Genomic DNA, 24,913 nt, shown 5'->3' with positions numbered 1-24,913 from the left:
AATATAAAGTAATAGACGATTTGTTTAAGAGAGCAAGACGAGGCCGTTTCTGGTCCTTCACTTAACAGTAAGCCTCACCGATGTGTTCTTTATGAACCGGCAGCACGGCGATCTCGTAAATCATGGCGTTGCTTCCTGAGTGGGCACGACGGCTATCGCGTTCTTGCCCCAGGCCTGGACCAGGTTCCGCGGCTGCGCTATGTCCATGATCGAGGCCGTGAACGCGTGTGGCCGCCGATGGTATCGAACACCACATCAACGCCGCGCCCGTCCGTTTCCCGCAGGATGGCGTGAACGTAATCTTCCTTTTCGTAGTCGATGATCACATCGGCGCCCATGCGTTGTGCGAACTCAATATTGGCTTCACGCACGGGGGGGAACACCCTGGCGCCGATGGCCTTGGCCAGATGGATCGCCACATGGCCGACTCTGCCGGCGCCGCCATGTATCAGCGTTTTGATCCGCCTCCTATAGCGCACTGTTCACGATCGTGAGTATCAAACGGCTCGGATGCCCGGCGCCGATATGCACGGTATTGCGCGCCACCTGCGGATGCTCGCCCATGCCTTCGGCCTCGCCACTGTTGGGGTTTACATCGAAGCGCGGAAAGTTGCTGCTGGCGATATCCAGGCGCAGGCGGTGGCCACGCTTGAACAGGTTGCAGGTGGCGAAGGGTTCGATCACCACCTTGAACGGCTCTCCCGGCGTGAGCGGAGCCGGGTGTTCCCATGAGTCCCGATAGCGGCAGCGGATAATCCCGTCGGTGATGTTCATGGCGTACCCCTGCGGGTAATCGTCGCTCGGCGGGTAGACGTCCACCAGCTTGGCGGTGAAATCGGTATCCGGCGCACTGCTGTGCACCCACAGTTCGACTTTCACCGGGCCGGCGACCACCCAGTCGTGCTCAAGCGGTTGGGTTTCGAAGCTCACTACGTCATCTCGGTCGCACAGTGCCGAGTGGTCACCCCGGGTGCCGAAAAAGTCCGGGCTTTCGATCTGGTTGAAAGCGCCACCCACGAACACCGGAGCGCCAGACGTCAACGAGCCGCCAATGGTCGGTACCGGGTGGGCGGGATCGCTGAAGTAGCTCAATGAACTGGGCGGCCCCACAGGAGCGAGCGGCGAAAGGGCTTTTTGTGGTGTCAGGTAGAGGTTCAGCTGTTGGCTGCCCGCGAGCGGCCAACACGGCGACTTGAGCCAACGCCCGCCATGCTCCAGCCGACCCTCTGCATTTTTTCGGCCGCTGCCGCCCCCCATCAGGAACACATCGACCTGATGGGTGGCGTGCCGTCCGGCGTCGGTCGGTTTGAGCCAGCGTTGCATCCATTCCACTCGGCAACTCAACCAGTCTTCGCCCAGGTTGCCGTCGAAAGGCGCGGCGTTGCCAAATTCGGCGTTGCCGCTGTAGCTGATGTTGCGGTCACCGTGCAGCCACGGGCCCATGATCAGGCGTTGAGGTGACTGCTTGCGTGCGGTGAACGCCGTGAAATTGTCCAACGTGCAACTGACATAGGCGTCGTACCAACTGGACATGAACAACACCGGGATGTCCGGGATCTGCTCGTAGAAACCTTCAGCGTAGATACCCAGTTGCTTCCAGTACTGGTCAAAGTCACCGTGGGACCACTGCTCGAACAGGTAGTTTTCATACTCCGGTACATGGCGCAATGGCGAATGCCCAGGGCGCCACGGCATGCGCGCAAACCAATCGAGAATGTCTTCCTGGGCCAACGCCTCTCGCAACTGCGGGTCGGCCTCCACGGCGGCGCTTTGCTGGGCTTGCTTGTAGGCCCAGGTCGCTTGCTTGAGTTCGAACGCGCCGCCCTGGCGAATGCCGCACTGGTAGGCGTTGGCGAACCCCCCCGAGTCCAGCACCATGGTCTTGAGACCTGGCGCATTGCAACAGGCCATCGCCATCTGCGTGTGCGCTGCATAGGACAGGCCCATGCTGCCGATGTGGCCATTGCACCAGGGCTGTTCGACGATCCAGCGCAAGGTGTCGTAGCCGTCTTCGCCTTCATTGATGTATTTGGTGAACACGCCTTCGGAACGGTAACGCCCGCGACAATCCTGGAAGATCGCCACAAAGCCCTGCTCGGTAAAAGCTGCGGCCATTTGCTCGCGGGTAAGGTGCAGCCCGTCCAGGCGTTTTTCCGAGCGTGAGGGGCCGGATTTGTCGTAGGGCGTGCGCTCGATGACAACCGGCCAGGGGCCGGTGCCCAGCGGTAGATAAATGTCGGTGGCCAGGCGCACGCCATCGCGCAGGGTGATCATCTGGTTGCGTACAATGTGCATGTTTTCGAATGCGGGGTGGGTCATGACAAAGCCTTGGTCAGTCTAATTCAATAGCCGGTGAGGGCGGCGCAGGCGAGCAGAAGCAACGCCACCGTCGTGCAGATCAGGAACAGCGGCAGCACAAACCGAGCCCACTGCACCCAGCCCACATTGGCCGCAGCAAGCAGTACCAGCAGGCCGCTGGAAGTGGGCGTGATCATGTTGGTCAAGCCGTTGCCCAGCAGGAAGGCATACACCGTGGTCTGCGGGCTCACGCCGGCCAGTTGGCCCAGCGGACCGAAGATCGGCATCGTCACGGCGGCCTGCCCGCTGGTGGATGGAATCACCACATCCAGGCTCATCTGCGCGAAGAACATGCCGAACGCCGCAGGCAGTTGGCCGTGCTGGCCAATGATCTGCGACAGGCCGTGCACGATGGTGTCCAGCACCTGGCCGCTGGCGAGGATCGACTCCACGGCCGTGGCCAGTGCGATCAGCACGCCGGCCATGAGCATCTTGTTCATGCCTTCGACAAAGGTGCTTGCCGTGGTGCTCGGGCTCATGCCTGCGATGGCGGCGAAGACGATGGTCAGCGCCAGGTAATACGAGGACAGCTCGGGGTACTTCCAGTGCCAGGTATTGGAGGCGTACACCAGGAAGCCGACGCCCACCCCCAGTGTGATCAGGCTGAGAGTGTGCCGCGTGGAGAGTTTTTTGCCCGAGTGGGAAAATGTGGCCGAGGTATCGAAGCCGCTCCGGCGGATGTAGAACAGGATGTAGCCCACGGCCAGCGTGACAAAAATGAAGTACGCGACGATGCGCATGCTCAGCCCGCTGAACACTGGCAGGCCGACCAAGGGTTGCGCGACAGACAGCGCGATGGGGTTGGAAATCGAGCCCATGTACCCCGTCTTTACCGCCAGCGCGACGATCGCCAAGCCGACGATGTTGGGCAGGCCCAGGCGGTTTGCCATGGCCACCATCACGGGCACGAACATGATGTATTCCTTCGCCAGCCCCATGAAGGTGCTGCCTGCCGACAATGCGAGCATCAGGGTTGGCACCAGAATGTAGACGTTGCCTTTGGTGGCACCGAGCAGTCGGTCCAGGCCGGCATCGATGGTGCCGGTCTTGTTCAGCACGGCAAACATGCCACCGATGAACAGCACCATGAAAATCAGCCCGGCGCGTTTCTCGATGGCCAGGGGAATGGCCAGAAAGGTCTCGGCCAGCGATACCGGTTGTGCCACGGTTTTATTCGACGAGCGCGGCGGCAGGGCGAAGAGTTGGCTGAGCGAGGTGTCTTTTTCCAGTACCTGATAGGTCCCGGGAATCACGCGGACGTCTTGGCGTTCAAACTGGCCGGAGCGCACCACATAAGTCAGCACCATCGCCAGGAACACAATGCTCAGCAAGATGATTGCCGGGTTGAGTTGGCGGGTGTTTTTGGGTGGCGCGGTGACTGTTGGCGCAGTGGATGACATAGCGGTGCTCTCATCTTTTTTTTATGGGGATAGCCAACGGCTACATCGGCACAGTAGGGCAATCGTAAATACCTCACAACGTTATGACGAACGCGTATTGGGCTATGCGTTTGAAGGTGTTGTCGGATTATTTGTCATAGCCTGATGCGCGTTTGTCATAAGCTTGTCGCCCCTGTTTTAATTCGATAGCGTTGTTTACTCTTTGCGGTCATTAACACCCAGGAGCATCGGCCAGGAAATACTTGGTCAAGCAACTTTTCTTACTCTCTGCCACAAAAAATAAAACACAGCTGAGGGCTTTAACATGCGTGCGTTTATAACGACCGGCGGGCTTTTGTGCGCCAGCTTAATGGTGCCTGGTATATCAAGCGTGCGCGCCGAAGGTTTCCTCGGGGATTCCACCGGCCACCTTGCGTTGCGTAATTACGCCTTCAATCATGACAACCGCAGCGGCGGCAACGACCGTGTCGAATGGGCACAGGGGTTGTTGCTGACGATGCGTTCCGGATTCACGTCCGGGACCGTCGGGTTTGGCCTCGACACCCTGGGCCTGCTGGGGCTGAGGCTTGACTCCAGCCCTGCATATGCCGGTACTGGCCTGTTGCCTGTGCAGGATGATGGCCGCGCCGCCCGTGATTTTTCCAGCCTCGGCGTGACCGGCAAGCTGCGTTTCGCCGATGTCGTGGTGAAGACGGGCACGTTGTTGCCCAAGAACCCGGTGGTCAGTTACAACGATGGGCGTTTGCTGCCACAGACATTCCAAGGCACGCAGTTTGAATACACCGGTATCGAACATCTATTTGTGCAAGGTGGGCGACTGGATCAATCAAAGTTGCGTAACTCCAGCGATAACGTCGATCTGATACCGAGCGGTTACAAAGGCCCGAAGCATGGTGATTTTTACTTTGTGGGTGGTACGTATGCACTCAATAAAACCATCAGCCTGTCTTATTACTACGGTGAACTTGAAAACTTCTATCGCCAGCACTTTTTCGGAGTTGTGCATAAAGTGGCTGTCGGGCCAGGTCACTTGACGACGGACGTGCGTTATTACAACAGTTTTGAAACGGGGGCGGCCTATAACGGTGCTGCGGACGCCGACATGTTCAGCGGCTCCTTGAGTTATCGGCTCGGCGGGCATACGTTCGGAGGCGGCTATCAGCAATTGTCCGGTAACGCCGCATTGCCCTATTTGAATGGTGCGGCCACCACGTCCTTTACCAGTCCGGGCGTGAGCAAATTCATCCTGGAGGATGAGAAAACCTGGATGCTGCGCTACGACTATGACTTTTCCGCCCTGGCGATCCCGGGCTTGAGTTTCATGATCCGCTACTACAAAGGGTTTGACGCCAGGTATTCGGGCAAACCGGCCGATGAGCACGAGCTGGATACCAGCCTCAAGTACGTGATCCAGGACGGCACGTTCAAAGGCCTGGGGGCAGAATTTCGCAACACGGCGTACCGCTCAAATGTGCTCACCAGTTGGGACTACAATCGCCTGTACCTGACCTACGACATCAAGCTCTGGTAGGGCTGCAAGGCTGGACGCCGCAGGTGTTGCCAGCGGAAACTGCGCCCAGTCGTGTCTGCTTGGAGCCCGAGCGTGAATCTCAAACAACTGGAAGCGTTCCAGGCCATCATGTCGACCGGTTCGACCATCGATGCCGCCACGCGCATGGGCTTGTCCCAGTCGGCCATCAGCCGTTTGCTCAGCCAGCTCGAAGAGTCACTGGGCTTTGCCTTGTTCCTGCGCAGGAAGGGCAGGCTGACGCCGACCTCCGAGGCCGAGGCGTTTTTGCCGGAGGTGTCGGGGCTGGTCGACAACATGCAACGCGTCCAGCGCATGGCCGACGACCTGCGCCTGGGTCACGCTGGCCGGGCGCTGCTGCGCGTGGCGGTGCCCACCAGCATGACCCACCAATGGTTGCCCCGTGTGGTTGCCGAATTCATGCAGGGCCGCGACGACCTTGTTATCGAACTGGTCACCGGTTCCTACGATGCGCTTGAGCGCGCGGTGCTGGACCGCAGCGTCGATTTTGCCTTTGTGCGCCTGCCCACCGAATTGCCGGGCTTCGACGTGGTGCCGGTGTTGCAGGTGCAAGGCGTGTGCGTGCTTCCCCAAACGCACGCGCTGTGCGAAAAGCGCGTTATCCAGGTGAGTGATTTGCGCGGTGTGCCGCTGGTGCTGCTGGGCCGCCAGCGCAACCTGCGCACGGAGCTTGACCAGGTATTTCGGCAGGCGTCCATTCTTCCCAACGTGCGCATGGAAGTGCATTCGGCAGGTGCCGCCTGCGCTTTCGTCGCCGAGGGCATCGGCGTGTCGATCATCAACGAATTGCTGGCCAATGATTTCTTGGACTTGCCGATCGTGACGCGGCCTTTTCTACCGGTTTTGCCGTATTCATTCGGCCTGGTTTTTCGCAGTGATGTTCCCCGTACGGCCCTGGCGCAAGCGTTCTCCGATTTACTTGCCCAGCGTTTGCGAATGGCGATGCCGCAGGTGCATTGACGTCAGCGCAGCCCTTCGAGCGTGCGCCACAACTTCCTCATCGTGGGGTTCTGGTTTTCAATCGCGCAGTACGAGCGAATCTCCAACCGCGTACTCCACGCCTCGCCACCCGCCCGCACCAGCAGCCCACGCTCCAACTCATCCACCACCGCGCTCTGTGGCAACCACGCCACACCGTAACCTTCGATAGCCATGCGCATCAGCAGCATGGCCATGTCGGCTTCGTAGCAGCGCTCCAGCACGGCAGGTGCAGGGCCGTTCTTGATCACGATTTCCGCGACCCTGCCCAGGAACGTGGTGGCCGTGTAAGCCAGATGCGGGACGGGTTTTCCGGTGCTCCCCGGCAGGCGATACAGCGGTCGGCCGCGTTTGTCCGGCGCGCACAACGGAATAAACGCATCATGCCCCAGGGCCAGGCTGCCGAAGCGTTGCGCGTCCAGCAGGATCGGCGCCAGGGGATGGTGGTAGACGATCATCAAATCGCAACTGCCTTCTTCCAGCGCAATCACCGCGTCATGAATATTCGCTGCCACCACCCGTGCATTGAACTGCTCGGTCTGGCGCTGGAACTGCGTCAGCCACTTGGGCAGGAAGGTCATCGACAGGCTGTGTGCGGCGGTCACCTGGATCGAGCGCCCTGGCATGCGTTCCACTTCACGCAGGCTGGCGCGCAGGCGCATCAGGCCGGCGAGGGCGTCGCGGCTTTCGCTGCAGAAGGCGGCGCCTGCGGCGGTCAGTTGCACCGGGTAGGTGCCACGGTCGACCAGTTCGACGCCCACCCATTCTTCCAGTGAACGAATGCGCCGCGACAACGCCGATTGCGTCACGCAGCGCACTTCGGCGGCGCGGGAGAAATTTTTCCACTCGGCTATGGCCAAGAGGTCGTCCAACCATTTGATCTGCATGCCGGTTCTCCAGGCGATGAGCCCTGAGTGTATGCCGCCGCGCGCAGCCTGGGCTGGGCATTCTGCAAACTATTCCAAAAGCGCATGGGGTTAGCTGGATTACTCATCATGGCGGCCGGGGTGGGTCCCTAGAATCCGCTCCATACAACAAAAGCCATCTGAGGGCCGCACCTGTGAAGAAGAACAAACTCCCCCGTCGAATCGCAGTTGGCATCGTCTTGGGCGTGCTGGTGGGTTGGGCATGTCACCACTATGCAGGAAGCGAGCAGGCCGCCAAGGCGCTGGCGGGGTACTTTTCGATGGTCACCGACGTCTTCCTGCGCATGATCAAGATGATCATTGCGCCGTTGGTGTTCGCCACCCTGGTGGGCGGCATCGCGAGCATGGGCAATTCGCGCTCGGTAGGGCGCATCGGCTTGCGTGCGATGCTGTGGTTCGTCACGGCGTCACTGGTCTCGCTGATGCTTGGCATGGCCCTGGTCAATCTGTTCCAGCCGGGGGCCGGGCTGAACATGCAGGTGGTGCAACATGCGACGGCAGCGGTGCCGGTCAACACCGGGGACTTCAGCCTCAAGACCTTCATCAGCCACGTATTCCCGCGCAGCATTGCCGAGGCGATGGCCAACAACGAGATCCTGCAGATCGTGGTGTTTTCGCTGTTCTTCGGCTTCGCCCTGGCCGGGGTCAAGCGCGCCGGCTACACGCGCATCACCGACACCGTGGACGAGCTGGCCAAGGTCATGTTCAAGATTACCGACTACGTGATGGCTTTCGCGCCGATCGGCGTGTTCGCCGCGATTGCCTCGGCGATCACCACCAACGGCCTGGGCCTGCTGGCCGATTACGCCAAGCTGATTGCCGAGTTCTACCTGGGGATCGCCCTGCTCTGGGTGTTGTTGTTCGCCGCCGGTTACCTGTTTCTCGGACGCTCGGTGTTCACCCTCGGCAAGCTGATCCGCGGGCCGATCCTGCTGGCGTTTTCCACGGCCAGCAGCGAGTCGGCCTACCCCAAAACCATGGAGGCGCTGGAGAAGTTCGGCGCGCCCAAGCGAGTCTCCAGTTTTGTGTTGCCGCTGGGCTATTCCTTTAACCTTGACGGCTCGATGATGTACCAGGCGTTCGCGATCATGTTCATCGCCCAGGCCTACAACATCGACCTGAGCTTCACCCAGCAACTGCTGATTTTGCTGACGCTGATGATCACCAGCAAAGGCATGGCCGGCGTGGCGCGGGCGTCGGTCGTGGTGGTGGCGGCGACGCTGCCGATGTTCAACCTGCCCGAGGCGGGTTTGTTGCTGATCATCGGTATCGACCAGTTCCTCGACATGGCGCGCACCGCCACCAACGTGGTGGGCAACAGCATCGCCACGGCGGTGGTGGCCAAATCCGAGAGCGCGGAAGAACCCGCTGAGCTGCCGCAAGGTGTGCACGCATGAAAACCACCTCCCGGCTGGGCATCGTCGGCGGGCTCGGTTCGCTGGCGGGCGGCGATCTGTTCTACAAACTGGTCAAGTCCCGTGCCGTGCTGGAGGACCAGCGGCGCTATCACTTCCTGTTCGAGCAGCACCCGTTCAAGGATGTACTGCTGCCCCTGGACCGTAACGCGAGCATGACCGCGCGTAAGTTCTATGTGTTCCAGGTATGCAAGACCTTTGAAAACACCGGGGTGGATGCGGTGCTGCTGCCGTGTTTCGCCAGCCAGACCTTTCGCGCTGAAATCCAGCAGGAACTGGGCATTCCCGTGCTGGACATGATGCACGCGCTGGTCCGGCACATCACCCGTCGAATAGCGCCTGGCACCACCCTCGGCGTGATCGCATCGGACTTCGTGCGTCACGGCGGCTTGTTTGAACGGCACCTCGGCCAGCACTTCAACCTGGTCTACCCGGAGGACCACGCCCAGGCCGCCTTGATGGAGGCGATGTACGGCGTCAACGGCATCAAGGACGGCCACCTTGACGGTGTGCCGCTGGAGTCGGTGTACCAGGCGTGCCTGTCGCTGCACGGGCAGGGCGCCACGGTGATTGTGCCGGGCATGACCGAGCTGTCGCTGGTCTGCGGCGACCTGCAACGGCGTGGTATCAGCGCCCTCGACATCAACCAGATCTACGCCGAGTTCGCCACCCAGGCCGATGGCTCGGCGCGTCAGCCACCGTTCAAACTGGGCATCGTCGGCGGCGTCGGCCCGGCGGCTACCGTGGACTTCATGGGCAAGGTGGTCGCCCATACCCCGGCCGGCAAAGACCAGGACCACATCAAGATGGTGGTGGAACAGAACCCGCAGATCCCCGACCGCACCGCCAACCTGCTACGCGATGAAACCGACCCGACCCTGGCCCTGTACGCCACCTGCAAACGCCTGGAAAGCGCCGGCGCCCAGGCCATCGCGATTCCGTGCAACACCGCCCATGCGTTTGTCGAACGCATCCAGGCGCACCTGCGCGTGCCCATCGTCAACATGCTCAGCGAGACGGTGGAGTGGATCGTGCAGACCTACGGCAGCCGCCAGGCCGTGGGCTTGCTGGCGACGTCCGGCACCCTGCAAAGCCAGGTCTACCACCAGGCCGCGCGAGGCTGCGGCCTGCAACTCATCACGCCTGGCTTTGATTACCAGGCGCTGGTGATGGAGGCGATCTACGGCGAACGGGGGATCAAGGCGGGGTTTACCGCTGGCGTGTGCCGTGAGCAGTTGCTGCTGGCGGCAGAGCATCTGTGTGAACAGGGGGCGAAAGTGTTGATTCTCGGGTGTACCGAGTTGCCGTTGGTGCTGGCGCATTGCGAGGTGTTCGAGATCGGCGCCCACCGGGTCGCCCTGGTTGACCCCACGACGGTCCTGGCGCGCCGTTGTGTCAGCCTTTCGTCGGGAGCTCATCATGTCGGATAAAAAAATTTTGTGAGCGCCGCTTGAAAATATTCAGCCCGAACCTACTTAGGTTTTACGCGATGCCGAATGCGGGTCGCGTATCAAATCACTTGGAGAAACCTCAGGAGATTTTGCAATGGCTACTACTCTTTCGTTGGCCCCACTGTTCCGTCACTCTGTCGGCTTTGACCGTTTCAACGACCTTTTCGAATCGGCGCTTCGCAGCGAGGCCGGCACCACCTACCCACCTCACAACGTCGAAAAGCACGGTGACGATCATTATCGGATCGTGATTGCGGCCGCAGGCCTGGTGGAGGATGACCTGGAAATCCAGGTGGAAAAAGGCGTGTTGACCGTCGCCGGCGGTAAGCGCGAACACGATGAGGGCATCACCTACCTGCACCAGGGCATCGCCCAGCGCGCGTTCCGCTTGTCGTTCCGCCTGGTCGACCACATCGAAGTGCAGGGCGCCCAGCTTTCCAACGGCCTGCTGAGCATCGACCTGCTCAGGGTGGTACCGGAGGAAGCCAAGCCAAAACGCATTGCGATTGGTGGCGCTGCCAAGGCGGATGTGAAGTCCATCAGCGAGCAGTGAGTTGAAATGAATAAAGGCGCTCTTTGGAGCGCCTTTATTTTGCCCAATGATTCACAGTCATTTTCTATCTTATTTGCGCTCGTCGTTTGAGCCCGAGTCCACCCCTGCGCGGCCGGGCACGATGCCAAGGGCTCGGGATCGTCCGGTGCATATGGGGTCATGCCTTTATGAAGAATTATTTAAGAATGACCTGGCACATCCTGTCGGCGTGAGTGCTTTCTGGGCGTAATGCGTTTTTGACTCCCTTCATTAACCCCTAATAATCAATTGCTTGAAAAAGAATAGTCAGTGTCGGATCGGGAAACCGTTCTTAAGCTGGCTATCTTTTTATGCGCGTTTTATTCCAAAAAGGTCTTTTGTCGAAAAAGCGGCGACATGATTTATTCAAGTTGAAGTGTAACAACTTGTTTCAGATTTTTTGCCGCTTTTAGGTACCGATCTGGGGGCTTTCTGTCGGCGAACAGGAGATATCCGTTCGTTGCGACGCAGTGGTTTCGGCCTGTGACATTGATGATTTTGCTTCCACCCACGCGGTGGAGTGCAAACAAGGGATCTGTATTAATTATCGAGGCTTGAACCGATGAACCACATGATCAACTCCATACTTGAAGATGCGTCAACCCGTTCCTCTATCAGCCATACACACCCCGCGCTTGTGCATGATGTGTTGTGGCGCGCGTTGGAACAGGCACTGAAGATCAGCACCGATGATGTTTCTCACAGTCCGCATACCCGAGCCTGCCTGAGGATCTACGCCGAAATCGATACCCTGTCTTATCTGGATAAAGCAGATTCGAAATTGGCCGCCGCCTTGGGCAAGGCCTTCTTTGAGTCGCGTTCCAGTAAAGACGTCGAGGCGTTCTGGAAATTGTTGTTGATCAAGCAACTGCTGTTTGAAGTATCTGTCAGGGGCGTCGCTTCCCATATTGCTTCGCAGGCCAATCATAACCCTGTGTCTCCGCCGACCTTTGCCGGGTCGTCCAGGGTGAACGTCAGCCTGGGCCTGCTGTGCAAGGAGACCGATCAACTCAAGCACTCCGTTGTCCAGGTGTTGCAAAAACTCGCCCAGCATCTGGAAGACCACGGGCTCAAGAAACCCCAGGCCACTCAAGAGATTTTGTTGGCGCTGTACAACGCCGTGTGGTCGGGCAACCAGGGTGTCGATATCGAGTCGCAGATCTTCTATGCCAACAGCGTGTACGACGCATTGCCCGATGTCTATCAGGCCCTGGGTCTGGCGGCCCGGACCCAGTGGCTCACGGTGTTCACCTGGTTGTATGGCGACAAGGATGGGCGGCCGTACGACACAAACCAGCACACCGAAACCTTGGTTATCGCCCTGGAATCAGCGCTGCGCAGCCGTTATATCGCAGACATCAATAGCCTGATCAAAGACGGTGGCGCACGGCATCGCCTGGAAGAGATTCGTGCCCGACTGGACAAGGATCACGCCGATGCCTTTGCCGCCCCGGCCGAATTGATCGAAGCGCTGAGCAGCATCCGTTTCACCCAGCCTGCGGGCATCGACCCGTTGTTGCTGCGGGTGCAGGCCTTTGGTTTTCATTATGTGGAGATCGAGTTCCGCGAAAACGCCGAGATGTTCAGCAGCGTGGTCGATGAGATTGTTTCCAGCCAATGGCAACAGGATCCTGGCGCAGGCACATCCCGCCCCTATCGTGACCTGGATGAGCGGGAGCGCCGGGCGGTGCTTGATGCCGCGCTGGCGGACGACAGCGTTCAGCCGCCCACGGATTTCTGGCAGGCCTACCTGCGGCGCACCGCTGCGATTTATGAAGAGAAAGCCCTGCGCTACAAGGGCCAGGACTACATCGCATTGATGGAACAGGACCCGGGCTACATTCGCATGTACGACGCCCGCAATGCGGTCGAACGTTTTGAGATGATCGACCGTTATCGCGACCGCATGAACATCCACGGGATCGCCGAGTACACATCGAGCCTCAGTGTGCTGGAAGTCCTGTTTTTGATGAAGGCGGCCCAGGTGCGGGAGGGCATCGACATCGCCCTGCAACCCGAAGACCTGGCGGGCGCCGAGCAAACCCTGGCCACGGTGCATGAGATTTATGAAAGCCCGGTTTACAGGCAGCACTTGGCATCACGGGGCAACCGCCAATACATCACCTTCGGCCCCAGCGACACTGGCAAGCAGGGTGGCAAGGGGATGCACAAGCTGAACATGGCTATCGCTCACCAGCACCAGCGGATCGCGGCTCGGTACGGTATCGAGGTGGTTACCCACGTGATCATGGGGGGCGAGCATGCGCGTTGTAATGGAGTGATCGCCGATACCCTGCAAGAGTTCGGCGCCCTGGACGGACCGGAAACCCGATTCATGCTGGCCGGGTGTGCGGAAATGCGCGGCCATTTGTTGACCCGCAATCAATCGGTGAATTTTCTCAGCCAACTCTACCGCATGCATGCTGAGCCCCGCACGCAGCCCTCGGAGGCGGTAATCGCCGACAGGATCCAGCGTTGGTCCGATGTCGTGCGCCGCTACCAGTCGCGTTTTTTCGAGCATCCGGCGCTGCCAGCCTTGCTGCGGGACATGGCGCGATTCGACGTGGTCAGGGCCACCGCCAAGGGCACTCGGCCGCCGTCACGCCTCTTCAATATCAAGGTCTTCGAGTCCAGGCCGGATGCCATTCGTGCGATTCCCTGGACTCGCGCCCTCTTGGCCAGTGGACTGCACAGCGAACTGATCGGGGTCGGGCAGTTCGCCGATGAGCCCGCGGCGAAATTGTTGGAAGCCTTTACGGAGGACGACAGCTTTCGCAGCTATGTCAAAGGCATGGCGTACGCCATCGCCCGAACCGACCTCACGTGCGCCTGGCTGACATTGGCGGGCAGCGTTCCAGAGAAAACGCACATCCTGTCGCTGGCGCAGGCGTTGCACACCGAAGCTGTCGGTACCGGCGAGCAACTGTTGGCCAGCCTGCATCTGGAAGTGATGGCGGGTAAGCGTTTTGTGCACAAGGCCACCACCGGCGTAGAGCCGCAGGACCCGTGGAAAATCAAGGAAAACTCCCTGCTCAATCTGTGGCCTAGCCTCAAGGCCGAGGTCTACCGCAAAGAGAAAAACCTGCGCATTTATCGGTTGTTCCTCATCTATGCCAAAAGCAACCCAGACTTTATCAAGGCCTCTTCACTGAACGATTTTTACAGTGGGTTCCTGGCGGCAGCCAGTACCGATACAGGCTTGGTCGATCCTGACAGCGCCTGCCACTTCACTTGGTAAAGCACCCGCCGACAGCCGGGGCGACCTGGCTGTCGGCGCGGTTGTGCGCCGTTCAAGAGGATCACAAGCATGGCATTCACCACCCTGATACTCGATGCACCCGGCCCGCCGTTGTTATTCGAGGAAGTCGACCGATTCCTCGCGCTGGGCCTGGTCGTCACCCTGAATCTCTACTATTTCACTGATAAGGATGGTATCCGCGAGCACTATGGCGAGCGCATTCACTACACCGAGATCAACGGTCACGACCGGCAGGCTTTCATGGGGGCCGTGATGTTGGCCGGAGGGTACAGCGTGTTCAAGACGCGCTTGAATATTCCCATTGAGGGCGAACTGATTCGCAACGCTGCGTCACCGGCTCTGCCAACGCCGCTGCGCGCTATCGCTCAAGCCGGTACGGGCGTCAACCATATCGACCGGCAAGCGGCCCAGCAGTGTGGCGTGACCCTGCTGAACACTCCAGGCGCCAACGCGGCTGCGGTTGCTGAATATGTCCTGGCCCAGGCGTTGTATTTATCCCGGGACCTGGACCACTACAACGCTGAAACGCACAAGGGATGCTGGTCCAAGGGCACCTTGGCGCCAGGCCTGGAGTTCGGTGAACTCACGCTAGGGGTGGTCGGCACGGGCAGCATCGCTCAAGAGGTCGCACGCAAGGCGGGAGCGCTTGGTCTCAAGGTCATCGCCACCGGTTCGGAACGCTTTACCGACCAGGTCGCGCGCAGCCTTGGCCTTGAGCGCCGGCAAACCCTCGAAGCATTGCTGAGGGAGGCCGACGTGGTCTCGATCCACGTACCGTTGACCCCGCTGACCCGCGGCCTGTTTGGGCTGACCCAGTTCAGGCAGATGCGCCAAGGTTCGATACTGATCAATACCGCGCGCGGCGGCATCGTCGATGAAGCGCAGTTGGCGAGTTTCATGACGGCGTTTCCCAGGCATATAAAAGCAGCCGCCATCGATACCTTCGCCCTGGAAAAAGACTGCTTCCACTCGCCACTGGCAGGCGTCGGCAATGCCCAGCTCACACCGCATATTGCAGGCACCACAACGACGGCGATCCGCAAGGCTTCGCGGCAGATTGTCGACAAGATCCACGCGCTCAGCCTGGCGGCGAACGCAGGTTAACCCCTCAACACAAGGAAGCCTTCCTCATGCAACGCTCTATTCATCAACGCCTGGACGCCCTCAGTTGTACCGACCTCAGCGATGCCATGGATCGCCTGAAAATCCTTTGTCAATGTACCGACATCAAGCCGCTGGACCGGTCCTTCAGCCTTACGGGCAAAGCCTGGACCCTGCGCTACGGACCTGTTGGCCTGGAGGGGGGCTCGGTGGGCGACTACATCGACGACCTTGCCCCAGGGCAAGTGGTGGTGATCGACAATCAGGCACGCCTCGACACCACCGTATGGGGCGACCTGCTGACCTCTACGGCTGCCCGCAAACAATTGGCCGGCACGGTGATCGACGGTATCTGCCGCGATGTCGATCGTGCGTTGGAACTCCATTACCCGATCTTTTCCCGGGGCAACTGGATGCGCACCGGCAAGGATCGCGTGCGTGTCGAGGCGATACAGGAGGCGGTGACGCTGGGTGGCGTGCGGGTTAGACCGGATGACTGGCTACGGGGCGATGGTGACGGGCTAGTGGTCATTCCTGCGGTTTCAGTGAGCGAGGTGCTGACGGTCGCCGAAGAAATCCACCAGGCCGAGGAACAGATTCGTGCGGCCATCGACGCCGGTGTCCCATTGCGGCAAGCGCGCGCAGACTACGGGTACCACGCCTTGCAAACCCCGCGCGGCTGACAACCCTGATCGAGCCAACGGCGTAAGCAAGCAGTGGCACACTGGGCGCGGACGTGTTGCAATCCCCCGCAGCCGTAACCGGGTGGACCCAGTGTGAAACGCCATTTCGAAGACCTGCAGCTCGGCAGCATCGAGCTGTTTTGCCTCGCCGCCGAAGCCAACAGCTTCACCGCCGCCGCGCAGGTTGCCGGTGTCACGCCGGCGGCCGTGAGCCGCAGCATTTCACGCCTGGAAGAGCGCCTGGGCTCGCGGCTGTTTGTGCGCACCACGCGCAGCATCCGCCTCACTGACAGTGGCCGCACCTTCTTCGAACAATGCCGCCAGGCCCTGACCCAACTGGTGGAAGCGCAACAGGAGGTGATGGGCGCGCAAGCAGTGCCGTCCGGCCTGTTGCGTATCAGTATTCCCACCACCTACGCCCATCACCGTCTGCTGCCGCTACTGCCGAAGTTTCGTGCGCTGTACCCGCAGGTGACGGTGGATATCCACATCAGCAACCGCAATATCGACTTCGTCGCCGAAGGCTACGACCTGGCGGTCCGTGTGCGCGCCCAGCCCGACTCATCGCTGATTGCGCGCCTGCTGGAAGACGCCGAGTTGGTGGTGGTCGCGGCACCGTCCTATCTTGAGCGCGCCGGCATCCCACAGACGCTGGAAGATCTACCCGCCCATGAATGCATCCAGTACGAACTGCCCAGCAATGGCCGGCGTATCTCCTGGCTGTTTCAGGTGGATGGCAAGGCGCAAGAGTATGCGGGGCAGGCGGGGTACAGCTGCTCCGACGATGTGCTGGGCGGGGTGACCCTGGCCAGGCACGGCGCGGGGTTGTTTCAGACCTACAAGTTTATTGTCGAGCAGGAACTGGCTGACGGCAGCCTGGTAGAAGTCCTGCAGCCGTTCGGTGGGCGTTCACGGCCGTTTACCTTGTTGTATCCCCATGGTCGCTATGTGCCGCATCGGGTGCGGGCGTTTGTGGATTTCCTGATGCAATGCCGGGACGAATCGGCGGCGCCGTAGACGCGGCAATATCCCAGGTCAGCAGCAGTTGGCTGATCGCCGCGTCGATGCTGGCGTGGGGAACGTTGTCGCGCGCAAGGATCGAAATGCCCTGCAGGAAACTGTCAAATACCGTCGCCATCACCGCCGGGTCAATCGTGCCTGGCAATTGCCCTGCACGTATCGCACGCTGCACACAGGCCACAATCCCCGCCCGTGTGCGCAGCCGCGATTGCGTCAATCCATTCGCCACCCGCGCATTCTCGGGGCTCGGCGCACTCATCACGCCCAGCGCCACCATGCAGCCCTTGGGATGCCCGTCTTCACACTGCATACGTGCCGACTGGCGCAGCGCCGTTTCAACCGCCTGACGCGGCGACAGGCTTTCGTCCCACAGGCATTCGGTGACCTGTGCGTAGGTCGTCAGGTAGCGCTGTACACATTCGTCGAACAGCGCCTCTTTGGAACCGAACGCCGCATAAAAACTCGGCGCGGAGATACCGCCACCCAGGCCAGCCTTGAGTTGGGCGAGTGAGGTGGCGTCGTAGCCGTGCTGCCAGAACAGGTGCAAGGCCTGGTCTACGGCGTGATCGCGGTCGAAGGTGCGGGGGCGGCCCATTTGTGCCATGGCGGATCTCCGGTGGGGGAAGCGAGATAAATACTAGTCGATACATATGTCGTTGACAACGCGCTATGTCCGGTCGCAACATTTGTATCGATCAGTATTTAAATCTCGCTCAAGGAGTTACCCGTGACACCTTCACTCACTTTATCGGCGTCATCCGACCGCCTGCCCATCGGCGCCTTGCTCGCCCTGGCCATGACCGGCTTTATCTGCATCGTCACCGAAACCCTGCCCGCCGGCCTGTTGCCGTTGATCAGTGACGGCCTGGCGATTTCCCCGTCGATGGCCGGGCAGATGGTCACCGCGTATGCCTTGGGCTCGGTGCTGGCGGTGATCCCCATGACCATCGCGACCCGTGGCTGGCGCCGGCGTAATGTGCTGTTGCTGACCATCGTCGGGTTCCTGCTGTTCAACTCCATCACCGCGCTGTCGTCCCACTATGGTGTGACCCTGGTGGCGCGTTTTTTCGCCGGTGTGGCAGCGGGGTTGGCCTGGAGCCTGCTGGCCGGTTATGCCCGGCGCATGGTCGCGCCGCACCAGCAGGGCAGGGCGCTGGCGTTGGCGATGGTCGGCACGCCGATTGCGCTGTCGTTGGGTGTACCGCTCGGCACTTGGCTGGGTGGGTTGGTGGGATGGCGCACCACGTTTGGCCTGATGTCGGCGGTGAGTCTGGTATTGATTGCGTGGGTGTTGGTCAAAGTCCCGGACTACGCTCCCCAGCCCGCCCATCAACGTATGTCGCTGGGCCAGGTGCTGAGCACGCCGGGCGTACGGCCGGTGCTGGCGGTGGTGATCAGTTGGATGCTGGCGCACAACATTCTGTACACCTACATTGCACCCTTCGTGGCGCCGGCGGGGTTGGCCGAGCGGGTCGACCTGGTGCTGTTGGTGTTCGGGGTTGCCGCGTTGGCGGGGATCTGGCTCACGGCCAGGCTCGTTGAGTCGTTGTTGCGCAAGACCGTGCTCGTCAGCCTGGCGGTGTTCGCGGTCGTCTCGCTTGGGCTGGGCCTTTTTGGCAACCTGCCGGAAGTGGTCTACCTCGGCGTGGCCGTGTGGGGCCTGAGTTTCGGCGGCGCCGCGACCCTGCTGCAGACTGCCCTGGCCGATGCGGCGGGCGATGGCGCCGACGTGGCGCTGTCGCTGAATGTGGTGGCCTGGAACAGCGCGATCGCCGGCAGCGGTGTCGTCGGTGGGGTGTTGCTGGAGACCTGGGGCGTGGCCTCGTTTCCGTGGGCGATGTTGCTGTTGATCGGTGTGTCGCTGGCGATTGCCTGGAGCGCCCGTGCCCATGGTTTCAAACCAGGTGCGCGGGCTGCGGGAAAACCTTCAGCAGTCGGGCACTAATCTGACATCTGCTAGTCAATAATCCTCGCAATATCATCCACTTGGCTCCGTACGCCGGAGCCAGCCGCTTCACTCCTTTTCGAAGATTCAATGCATGTACCTACGCAAACTTGTCGTTGGGCTGACCGCCTTTGTTTTGCTGTCTTGCGGGGCCAACGCCCGCAGCCTGCCGGACCTGTACTCCAAACAGGAAAAGCAACTGTCCTTCGACAGTTGTGCCGACCTGTTCCCCGCCGCACCGATCAACACCGCCACCGTGCCAACCGCGATGAAACCGCTGGCGCTGTGTTCCGACCATTTCGCAGTGCTCTACTCGCAAACCAGCAAGACCCCGCTGGTGGTGGTCGAACGCCTGAATGCCGCCCTGTTGAAAGACGCCAAGGGCGAGGAACGCACCAACCAGTTCTACGCCGACCCGCGTATCCCCAAAGGCGGTCGCGCCGAGTTGAGCGACTACCGCGCCCAGCACCCGGCGGTGGACCGTGGTCATCAATCCCCGGCCGCCGATGCACCGAATGCCAATGCGATGGCGCAGTCGTTCGCGCTGTCGAACATGGTGCCCCAGGACCCCACCAACAACCGCAAGGTCTGGAGCAAGGTCGAGGCCGACGTGCGCAAGTTTGCCGTGCGTGCCGGTGGCGACGTGTATGTGTTCACCGGCCCGTTGTTCGACCCGGGCTACGGCACCATCGGCCACAACAAGGTCTGGGTGCCGACGCGGTTGTTCAAGCTGGTGTATGACGCCTCCAGCAAGCGCGCCTGGGCCTATGTGCTGCCCAACGCCGAGACGCGCATCCAGAAACCGATGGACTACGCGACGTTTGTGAAGAGCACCGGGCTCAAGTTGCTGGGTGATCTTCCGGTGTCGGGGTCCGTGGGGCGGGGTTGACCCCCATCTTGCGGGCCAATTGTGGTGAGCAGGCTTGTGTGGCAAGCCCGCTCGCCACAGATGCATGAACAGCCTTACCTGGCTTTTTTCAACGCCTTGAGGCGCTGTGTCGCACGCTGTACGGCCGCCATCTTCTCCGGGCGTTTCATGCGTTTCCATTTGCGGATGTCATCCTTGGTGCGTCCGCAACTGACGCAGAGGTCGCCGCTGAGCTGGCAGAGGGAAACGCAGGGGTTCTCGATGTCTTTGGCCACAGGTTCACCGGCTGATGGAGGAAAGGGGCGCCGTCAGGCCACACGCATCCCGGGATTATCTACACACAAGGGTATACTCGCCACCCTCGCAGCCTACTCCTTTCAAACAGACCGAGATTCCCCATGAGTACCTCTCTGCCTCTCACCCCCGCGCGCAAACCCGTCGCGCCGCTGGTGGCCTTTATCATCCTGGTGCTGGGCGCCCTGTTCCTGCAAAACAGCGTCGGTTCGCACCAGGTGCTGTTGCTGGTGGTTGGCGCCGCACTGGGCTTGACCCTCTACCACGCCGCCTTCGGTTTCACTTCGGCCTGGCGCGTGTTCATCAATGATCGCCGTGGCGCTGGCTTGCGCGCGCAGATGGTGATGCTGGCGCTGGCGGTGCTGCTGTTCTTCCCGGCGCTGGGGGCGGGCACGCTGTTTGGGCAGCCGGTGACCGGGCTGGTGGCGCCGACCGGGGTGTCGGTGGTGTTCGGGGCATTTATTTTCGGCATCGGCATGCAGCTGGGCGGCGGTTGTGCGTCGGGCACGCTGTTCACCGTCGGCGGTGGCAATGCGCGCATGCTGGTCACGTTGCTGTTCTTTATCTGCGGTTCGTTGATCGCCACGCACCATGTTGACTGGTGGTTCGGGCTGCCGGCGTTCCCGGCGGTGTCCATCGTCAAGAGCTTCGGCGTGGTGCCGGCATTGGGCTTGAGCCTGGCGGTGTTCGCGATCATTGCGTTGGTGACCGTACGGTTGGAGAAGGGTCGCCATGGTCAGTTGGAAGAGGGCGTGAAAAGCGAGCACCGAGGCCTGCGCCGCTTTCTGCGCGGGCCATGGCCACTGGTGTGGGGCGCCATCGGCCTGGCCCTGCTCAACTACGCCACCCTGGCGCTGGCGGGACGGCCCTGGGGCATCACCTCGGCGTTCGCGCTGTGGGGCGCCAAAGTCGCCAGCGGCCTGGGTGTGGACGTGGCCAGCTGGGCGTTCTGGCAGATGCCGGGCAATGCCAAGGCCCTGGCCGCGCCGGTGTGGGAAGACATCACCAGCGTGATGGACATCGGCATCGTCCTCGGTGCGCTGCTGGCCGCCGGCCTGGCCGGGCGCTTTGCCCCCAGCCTCAGGATCCCGGCGCGCTCGCTGGTGGCGGCAGTGATCGGCGGCCTGCTGCTCGGCTACGGCTCGCGCCTGGCGTACGGTTGCAACATCGGCGCGTACTTCAGCGGCATCGCCTCGGGCAGCCTGCATGGCTGGGTATGGCTGGTGGCGGCGTTTATCGGCAACAGCGTGGGCGTGCGGTTGCGGCCGTTTTTCTTTGCGGGGGAGCGGCGGCAGGTGGCGTTGAGCGGTTGCTGATTCAGCTTTGCGGCGAACTGTCTGGCGCCTGAGCCGCTTCAGCCGCCAGCTTTTCGCGGTCCGCCTTGCTGATGTACTTGTCCTTCTTTTTCGGCGCCAACTTGGCATTCGCCTTCCTGGCTTTTTCCTTGAAGAGCTGCTGGAGTTTTTTCTGGCGATTCATGTGGGTCCACCCGGGTTGTACAGGCCCGGGATGATACCAGCTAAAAATCCGCCGCCGTGCGCCGTGCCGCTGTCCGCCACAAAAAACCAGTGATCAGAGCCAGCACCTGTTGCTGAATCACCGCCCGTGGCCGAGCCCCCTCGCCATCGCGGCAAATCATGCCATCGCCCGGCGAGTCTTCTTCGATCAACGCCATGCCACCCGGCTTGCAGATCGACATAAAGCTGAAGTGCGTAGCGTCGCTGATCTCCACATACTCGGTCGAGGCCTTTGGCATACGCCTGACCATGTCGGCGGACTCCAGGTTGGGGTCCATATCTTCCGTTGGCACGCCCCCCGCAATCACCAGCGCCGGCACCGGCAGGGCGGCCAGGCTGGCGTCGGTGAAGCCGCGTGACAGGCCCAGGTCCAGTGTCACTACAGCGCCGACGCGTGGGTCGCGCGGGTCAGCGGCCAGTTGGGCCTTCGCCGCCGTAGCCGTGGGAGAGCACCACCAGCGGATGTTCGCCGCTCGCGGCGGGGTACCAGACGACCATTTGCAGCGGGCGTTGCGCATCAGGGACGCTGATGTTCTTGAAGCCGATGGGCGTGGTGTCGGCGAATGCAGGCATCGCCAAGCCAATCAACAGCAGCGCGGTGAGGGTGATTTTCACGGTTTTATCGTCCTTGATGTGAGGGCGGCATCATGCCTTGGAACAGGGGTTTTTAATAGAGGGGAGACGGGACTAGGAAGTTACTGACAAAGTCCTACTTGTAAGTATTACAGATAAGGGCTTCATGTTTTTAGGAAGCGGGTGCCTTACTTGAATTGAAAAATCGTGCAAGGGTAGTGGTGTGATTCCTGCTGCTGGAATGATTGGAACCTCAGGTGCTCACTTATGAACTAGGGTGAAGATTATGAAAAGCTCGAAAAGTATCAATAAGGTTTGGATTGTTGTGTGTGTTGTGTTGGCGGTTTTTACAAAGGATGTGGTGTTGGCGGCAGAACACTCCATTGCTAAAACAGTGGCGCCAGGTCCCATACTGGTGTTATCTAATTCCAATACTCATCCGGGTGTGGAATTCGCAAGTTTTAACGTGCTGGCCTCGGATATTCCTTCAGGAACACTCGCGGATCCCAAGCAAATACTGGAGGTTCAGTGGCGTACAACCTACTATCCCGGGACTATTCGTGAGGAGGTTAGGCTGTGTTACTACCGTCCATTTAGTTTAGAAGAGAACTGTCAGATCATCGCTCCGAGTTCGTCGGGTGTGCTGATGGATTTTAACAATCAGTCCTTTGGTAATGGCTCAAAAATTCAGATTTTTCATAAGGTGTGGGGCGGCACTCCACCGTACGCTCGTCCTGCCGGTGCCGATTCAGTGACTATTAAATATAGGTATTAGTGTGCGGTGTGATGCCCGCAGCCAATTTGGCTGCGGGTATTTGGATAGGTAAGAAACTTTTACATGACCATTCACATGCCTAACGCAAGGTGAATACTAATGATCACTATCAGCCCTAATACCTCCTCGTCAAACAATCGCGTGACGAATGATTCCGTCGGCATTGTTATTCCGTCCACAGTCTCGCCTGACAACGTCGAGACTGATGCGCTCGCTAAGCGTAATGACGGCATCACCACCGTCTCAATCCTGGCGCTTCAATTGAGTGATGCGGCACAGCGTGCGGAAACGCCCACGGGTCAAACGAATGCCGACCCCCTCGAACTCATCACCGACGAACAGTATTTCGCCAACAAGGCACAACACGACGCAGAGCTTCCAACGGCCAATAACCCGGAACTCTTGGCCCGTGCGCGGCAAGCGACTGGTTTCCTCAACGGTCATGACAGCAACCCCTTCAAGGGGCTCGGGCGAGATCAACTCAACCTGATCGCCCGCGACAACGGCGGCGCCTTCACGGTCAATGAGCGAAGGGTGGCGTGGCAAACGGCCAAGTCGATGGAGCCTTCAGGCGGTTCTAGTTCGGGGCAGGCTGCCAGCGTCGGCCGTGAGATCATGATTTCGCGCGTGTTTGGCGGTAGAGAACCCCCAGTCGCCCTTCCACCGGCCACTTCAGTGAATGCCCTTCAAAGAGCAAGCGACTTCCTCAACCTCGATGATCGTGCCTTGGTCGCGGATATGTATGCATATCTACAGTCAGAAGGTGCGGATTTAGGCCACGTTGATCTTTTGGTCTGGGCACTCGGCGAGTATCGACGCTCCAGCGACGGTCGCCAATACATAGCCACCAATGGCTTTTACGTAGACGGGTATTGGACGACGTTTAATTACAAGCCAGAGGACGAGGCCATCGCCTCACGCATACTGACCAGTTCAGCGCTCAGCAGCACCCGTGTTGACCCTGGCTTTGTGAAACACATCCTGAACCCAGGCATGGGCGCGTTCACCCACATCGGCGGCATACCGTTCCTGGAGCGAATGGTGAAAAAATTCTCCGACGAGGGCGCGGATCAACCTCCACTCGGCAGCGAGTACGCCACCTTCAAACACGCCAAAACTGCGGACCATATCGTCACCACCACGCACAAGGACATCAAGCTTCCACCCTCAAAGGCAGTCTCCCAAGTCATCGACGGTGTCTGGAGCCTCACTGAGTACGGCAAGGCCGCCGGTTACGTGCTGGATGCAGTCACCCATCGGGTCTATAAGCCGGAGGACCCGCCAAACGATCCAACTCTCCCGCGTCAAAACGTGAATGGGCCAGACGGTAATGCGCCCAACAAAACCTTTCTTGACGCTCTCGGTGAGACTCGCGACCCGCCCCAGTCACGCTGGGTCTGGCCCGGCCACCTGTTCAAACTGATGAAAAACTTCAAACCCTGAGGTGCCGGCGCACTGCATGACAAACCCGTGAATCTTGCTATTGGCCAACACGGCCCCATAACTAGGCAGGTATTCACTAAACGCAAGGGCAGACCATGACCAACTCAACCGAAACCGCCATCCTCGCCGGCGGTTGCTTCTGGGGCATGCAGGACCTGTTGCGCCGCTACCCCGGCGTGCTGCACACCCGCGTGGGCTACACCGGCGGCGATGTGCCGAATGCCACCTACCGCAACCATGGCAACCATGCCGAAGCGATTGAAATCGTGTTTGACCCGGCAGTGATCAGCTACCGGCAGATTCTGGAGTTCTTTTTCCAGATCCATGACCCGAGCACGCCGAATCGGCAGGGCAATGATTTGGGGCCGAGTTACCGTTCGGCGATTTATTACCTGAGTGAGCAGCAGCGGGAGGTGGCCGAAGATACGGCGGCGGACGTGGATGCATCGAAGCTGTGGCCGGGGAAGGTGGTGACGGAGATCGAGCCGGCGGGGCCGTTTTGGGAGGCGGAGCCGGAGCATCAGGATTATCTGGAGCGGATTCCCAATGGCTATACCTGCCACTTTATTCGGCCGAATTGGAAGTTGCCCAAGCGTGGCTGAAAGCACTGCCTGCAAGCGCGAGTCGTTGTAAGGGGCAGCCCTTTCAAGGTCTTTAGGTAGAACTGACGATAAGTACCCCTGTGGCGAGCGGGCTTGCCCCGCGTTGGGCTGCGAAGCAGCCCCAAAACCCGCGGTCGAAGAGGGCCTGACTTCGCGCATTCCTCCTTCCAGGGTTGCTTCGCAAC

21 protein-coding genes and 2 pseudogenes are annotated in these 24,913 nt (G+C 60.3%); 15 read left to right on the top strand and 8 right to left on the bottom strand.

Annotated elements, in window-relative coordinates; genetic code table 11:
• Window positions 1-156: 156 nt before the first annotated feature.
• From BMX59_RS19790 to BMX59_RS19780, 3 genes and pseudogenes are all read right to left on the bottom strand, one after another.
• A pseudogene (locus BMX59_RS19790) lies at window positions 157-452 on the bottom strand (zinc-binding dehydrogenase); the annotation flags it as partial.
• A 16-nt stretch (window positions 453-468) separates the two neighbouring features.
• Window positions 469-2,295, bottom strand: coding sequence for a CocE/NonD family hydrolase (locus BMX59_RS19785; protein WP_093124978.1), 1,827 nt, complete (start codon window positions 2,293-2,295; stop codon window positions 469-471).
• Between the two features lie 47 nt (window positions 2,296-2,342).
• Window positions 2,343-3,758: a YfcC family protein gene (locus BMX59_RS19780; protein WP_093124919.1), complete on the bottom strand. Its 1,416-nt coding sequence runs from the start codon at window positions 3,756-3,758 to the stop codon at window positions 2,343-2,345.
• A 304-nt stretch (window positions 3,759-4,062) separates the two neighbouring features.
• Between BMX59_RS19780 and BMX59_RS19775 the strand changes: the two genes are divergently transcribed.
• Window positions 4,063-5,289, top strand: a complete 1,227-nt coding sequence (locus BMX59_RS19775; protein WP_093124914.1) for an OprD family outer membrane porin — start codon at window positions 4,063-4,065, stop codon at window positions 5,287-5,289.
• A 72-nt stretch (window positions 5,290-5,361) separates the two neighbouring features.
• Window positions 5,362-6,267 (top strand): LysR family transcriptional regulator, encoded by a 906-nt coding sequence (locus BMX59_RS19770; protein ID WP_093124909.1) that lies wholly within the window; start codon window positions 5,362-5,364, stop codon window positions 6,265-6,267.
• A 2-nt stretch (window positions 6,268-6,269) separates the two neighbouring features.
• On the opposite strand, the gene BMX59_RS19765 is transcribed toward BMX59_RS19770, so the two are convergent.
• On the bottom strand, window positions 6,270-7,172 hold the full coding sequence (locus tag BMX59_RS19765; RefSeq protein WP_092250614.1) for a LysR substrate-binding domain-containing protein: 903 nt from the start codon (window positions 7,170-7,172) through the stop codon (window positions 6,270-6,272).
• A gap of 173 nt (window positions 7,173-7,345) precedes the next feature.
• Here BMX59_RS19765 and BMX59_RS19760 point away from each other — a divergent pair, with 173 nt between their 5' ends.
• The 7 genes from BMX59_RS19760 to BMX59_RS19730 all read left to right on the top strand — a co-directional run bounded on the left by BMX59_RS19760 (window position 7,346) and on the right by BMX59_RS19730 (window position 16,708).
• Window positions 7,346-8,608 carry a dicarboxylate/amino acid:cation symporter gene (locus tag BMX59_RS19760; RefSeq protein WP_093124903.1) on the top strand — a complete coding sequence of 421 codons (1,263 nt, stop codon included), beginning with the start codon at window positions 7,346-7,348 and terminating at the stop codon, window positions 8,606-8,608.
• Window positions 8,605-10,056, top strand: coding sequence for a cysteate racemase (locus BMX59_RS19755; protein ID WP_093124898.1), 1,452 nt, complete (start codon window positions 8,605-8,607; stop codon window positions 10,054-10,056). The genes BMX59_RS19760 and BMX59_RS19755 overlap by 4 nt, the downstream gene beginning before the upstream one ends.
• Before the next feature lie 115 nt (window positions 10,057-10,171).
• Entirely contained in the window at window positions 10,172-10,630 is a 459-nt protein-coding gene (locus tag BMX59_RS19750; protein WP_071490189.1) for an Hsp20 family protein, read from the top strand.
• Between the two features lie 589 nt (window positions 10,631-11,219).
• Complete coding sequence (locus BMX59_RS19745) at window positions 11,220-13,886, top strand: phosphoenolpyruvate carboxylase (RefSeq protein WP_256572983.1); 2,667 nt, start codon at window positions 11,220-11,222, stop codon at window positions 13,884-13,886.
• Window positions 13,887-13,955: 69 nt separating this feature from the next.
• Window positions 13,956-15,011 (top strand): NAD(P)-dependent oxidoreductase, encoded by a 1,056-nt coding sequence (locus BMX59_RS19740; protein WP_092250626.1) that lies wholly within the window; start codon window positions 13,956-13,958, stop codon window positions 15,009-15,011.
• Between the two features lie 26 nt (window positions 15,012-15,037).
• Window positions 15,038-15,691, top strand: a complete 654-nt coding sequence (locus BMX59_RS19735) for an RraA family protein (protein WP_092250629.1) — start codon at window positions 15,038-15,040, stop codon at window positions 15,689-15,691.
• Window positions 15,692-15,784: 93 nt separating this feature from the next.
• Window positions 15,785-16,708, top strand: a complete 924-nt coding sequence (locus BMX59_RS19730) for a LysR family transcriptional regulator (RefSeq protein ID WP_093124884.1) — start codon at window positions 15,785-15,787, stop codon at window positions 16,706-16,708.
• Here BMX59_RS19730 and BMX59_RS19725 read toward each other — a convergent pair.
• Entirely contained in the window at window positions 16,611-17,315 is a 705-nt protein-coding gene (locus tag BMX59_RS19725; protein WP_092250632.1) for a TetR/AcrR family transcriptional regulator, read from the bottom strand. The two genes, BMX59_RS19730 and BMX59_RS19725, sit on opposite strands and share 98 nt — an antisense overlap.
• Before the next feature lie 123 nt (window positions 17,316-17,438).
• On the opposite strand from BMX59_RS19725, the gene BMX59_RS19720 reads away from it, so the two are divergent.
• Together BMX59_RS19720 and BMX59_RS19715 are read left to right on the top strand one after the other, a co-directional pair.
• Entirely contained in the window at window positions 17,439-18,656 is a 1,218-nt protein-coding gene (locus BMX59_RS19720) for an MFS transporter (RefSeq protein WP_092250635.1), read from the top strand.
• Window positions 18,657-18,750: 94 nt separating this feature from the next.
• Window positions 18,751-19,545, top strand: a complete 795-nt coding sequence (locus BMX59_RS19715; RefSeq protein WP_093124876.1) for a DNA/RNA non-specific endonuclease — start codon at window positions 18,751-18,753, stop codon at window positions 19,543-19,545.
• Between the two features lie 74 nt (window positions 19,546-19,619).
• On the opposite strand, the gene BMX59_RS19710 is transcribed toward BMX59_RS19715, so the two are convergent.
• Window positions 19,620-19,799, bottom strand: coding sequence for a DUF1289 domain-containing protein (locus BMX59_RS19710; RefSeq protein ID WP_058425670.1), 180 nt, complete (start codon window positions 19,797-19,799; stop codon window positions 19,620-19,622).
• 123 nt (window positions 19,800-19,922) lie between these two features.
• Between BMX59_RS19710 and BMX59_RS19705 the strand changes: the two genes are divergently transcribed.
• Entirely contained in the window at window positions 19,923-21,134 is a 1,212-nt protein-coding gene (locus BMX59_RS19705) for a YeeE/YedE family protein (protein ID WP_093124872.1), read from the top strand.
• A 1-nt stretch (window position 21,135) separates the two neighbouring features.
• Here BMX59_RS19705 and BMX59_RS19700 read toward each other — a convergent pair whose 3' ends face one another.
• Complete coding sequence (locus BMX59_RS19700; RefSeq protein ID WP_092250644.1) at window positions 21,136-21,297, bottom strand: DUF2986 domain-containing protein; 162 nt, start codon at window positions 21,295-21,297, stop codon at window positions 21,136-21,138.
• Window positions 21,298-21,337: 40 nt separating this feature from the next.
• A pseudogene (locus BMX59_RS19695) lies at window positions 21,338-21,950 on the bottom strand (alpha/beta hydrolase family protein).
• Window positions 21,951-22,194: 244 nt separating this feature from the next.
• Here BMX59_RS19695 and BMX59_RS30235 point away from each other — a divergent pair.
• The 3 genes from BMX59_RS30235 (at window position 22,195) to msrA (ending at window position 24,728) form a co-directional block, all read left to right on the top strand.
• On the top strand, window positions 22,195-22,683 hold the full coding sequence (locus BMX59_RS30235) for a hypothetical protein (protein ID WP_139212911.1): 489 nt from the start codon (window positions 22,195-22,197) through the stop codon (window positions 22,681-22,683).
• Window positions 22,684-22,782: 99 nt separating this feature from the next.
• On the top strand, window positions 22,783-24,126 hold the full coding sequence (locus tag BMX59_RS19690; protein WP_093124866.1) for a hypothetical protein: 1,344 nt from the start codon (window positions 22,783-22,785) through the stop codon (window positions 24,124-24,126).
• A gap of 95 nt (window positions 24,127-24,221) precedes the next feature.
• Window positions 24,222-24,728 carry a peptide-methionine (S)-S-oxide reductase MsrA gene (gene msrA, locus BMX59_RS19685; protein WP_071490175.1) on the top strand — a complete coding sequence of 169 codons (507 nt, stop codon included), beginning with the start codon at window positions 24,222-24,224 and terminating at the stop codon, window positions 24,726-24,728.
• Window positions 24,729-24,913 lie beyond the last annotated feature (185 nt).

Origin of the sequence: Pseudomonas sp. NFR09 (genome assembly GCF_900111535.1) — a bacterium.
Lineage (GTDB): Bacteria > Pseudomonadota > Gammaproteobacteria > Pseudomonadales > Pseudomonadaceae > Aquipseudomonas > Aquipseudomonas extremorientalis.
The sequence above is the reverse complement of the archived record's forward strand: the minus strand, read 5'-3'. Positions and strand labels throughout refer to the sequence as shown.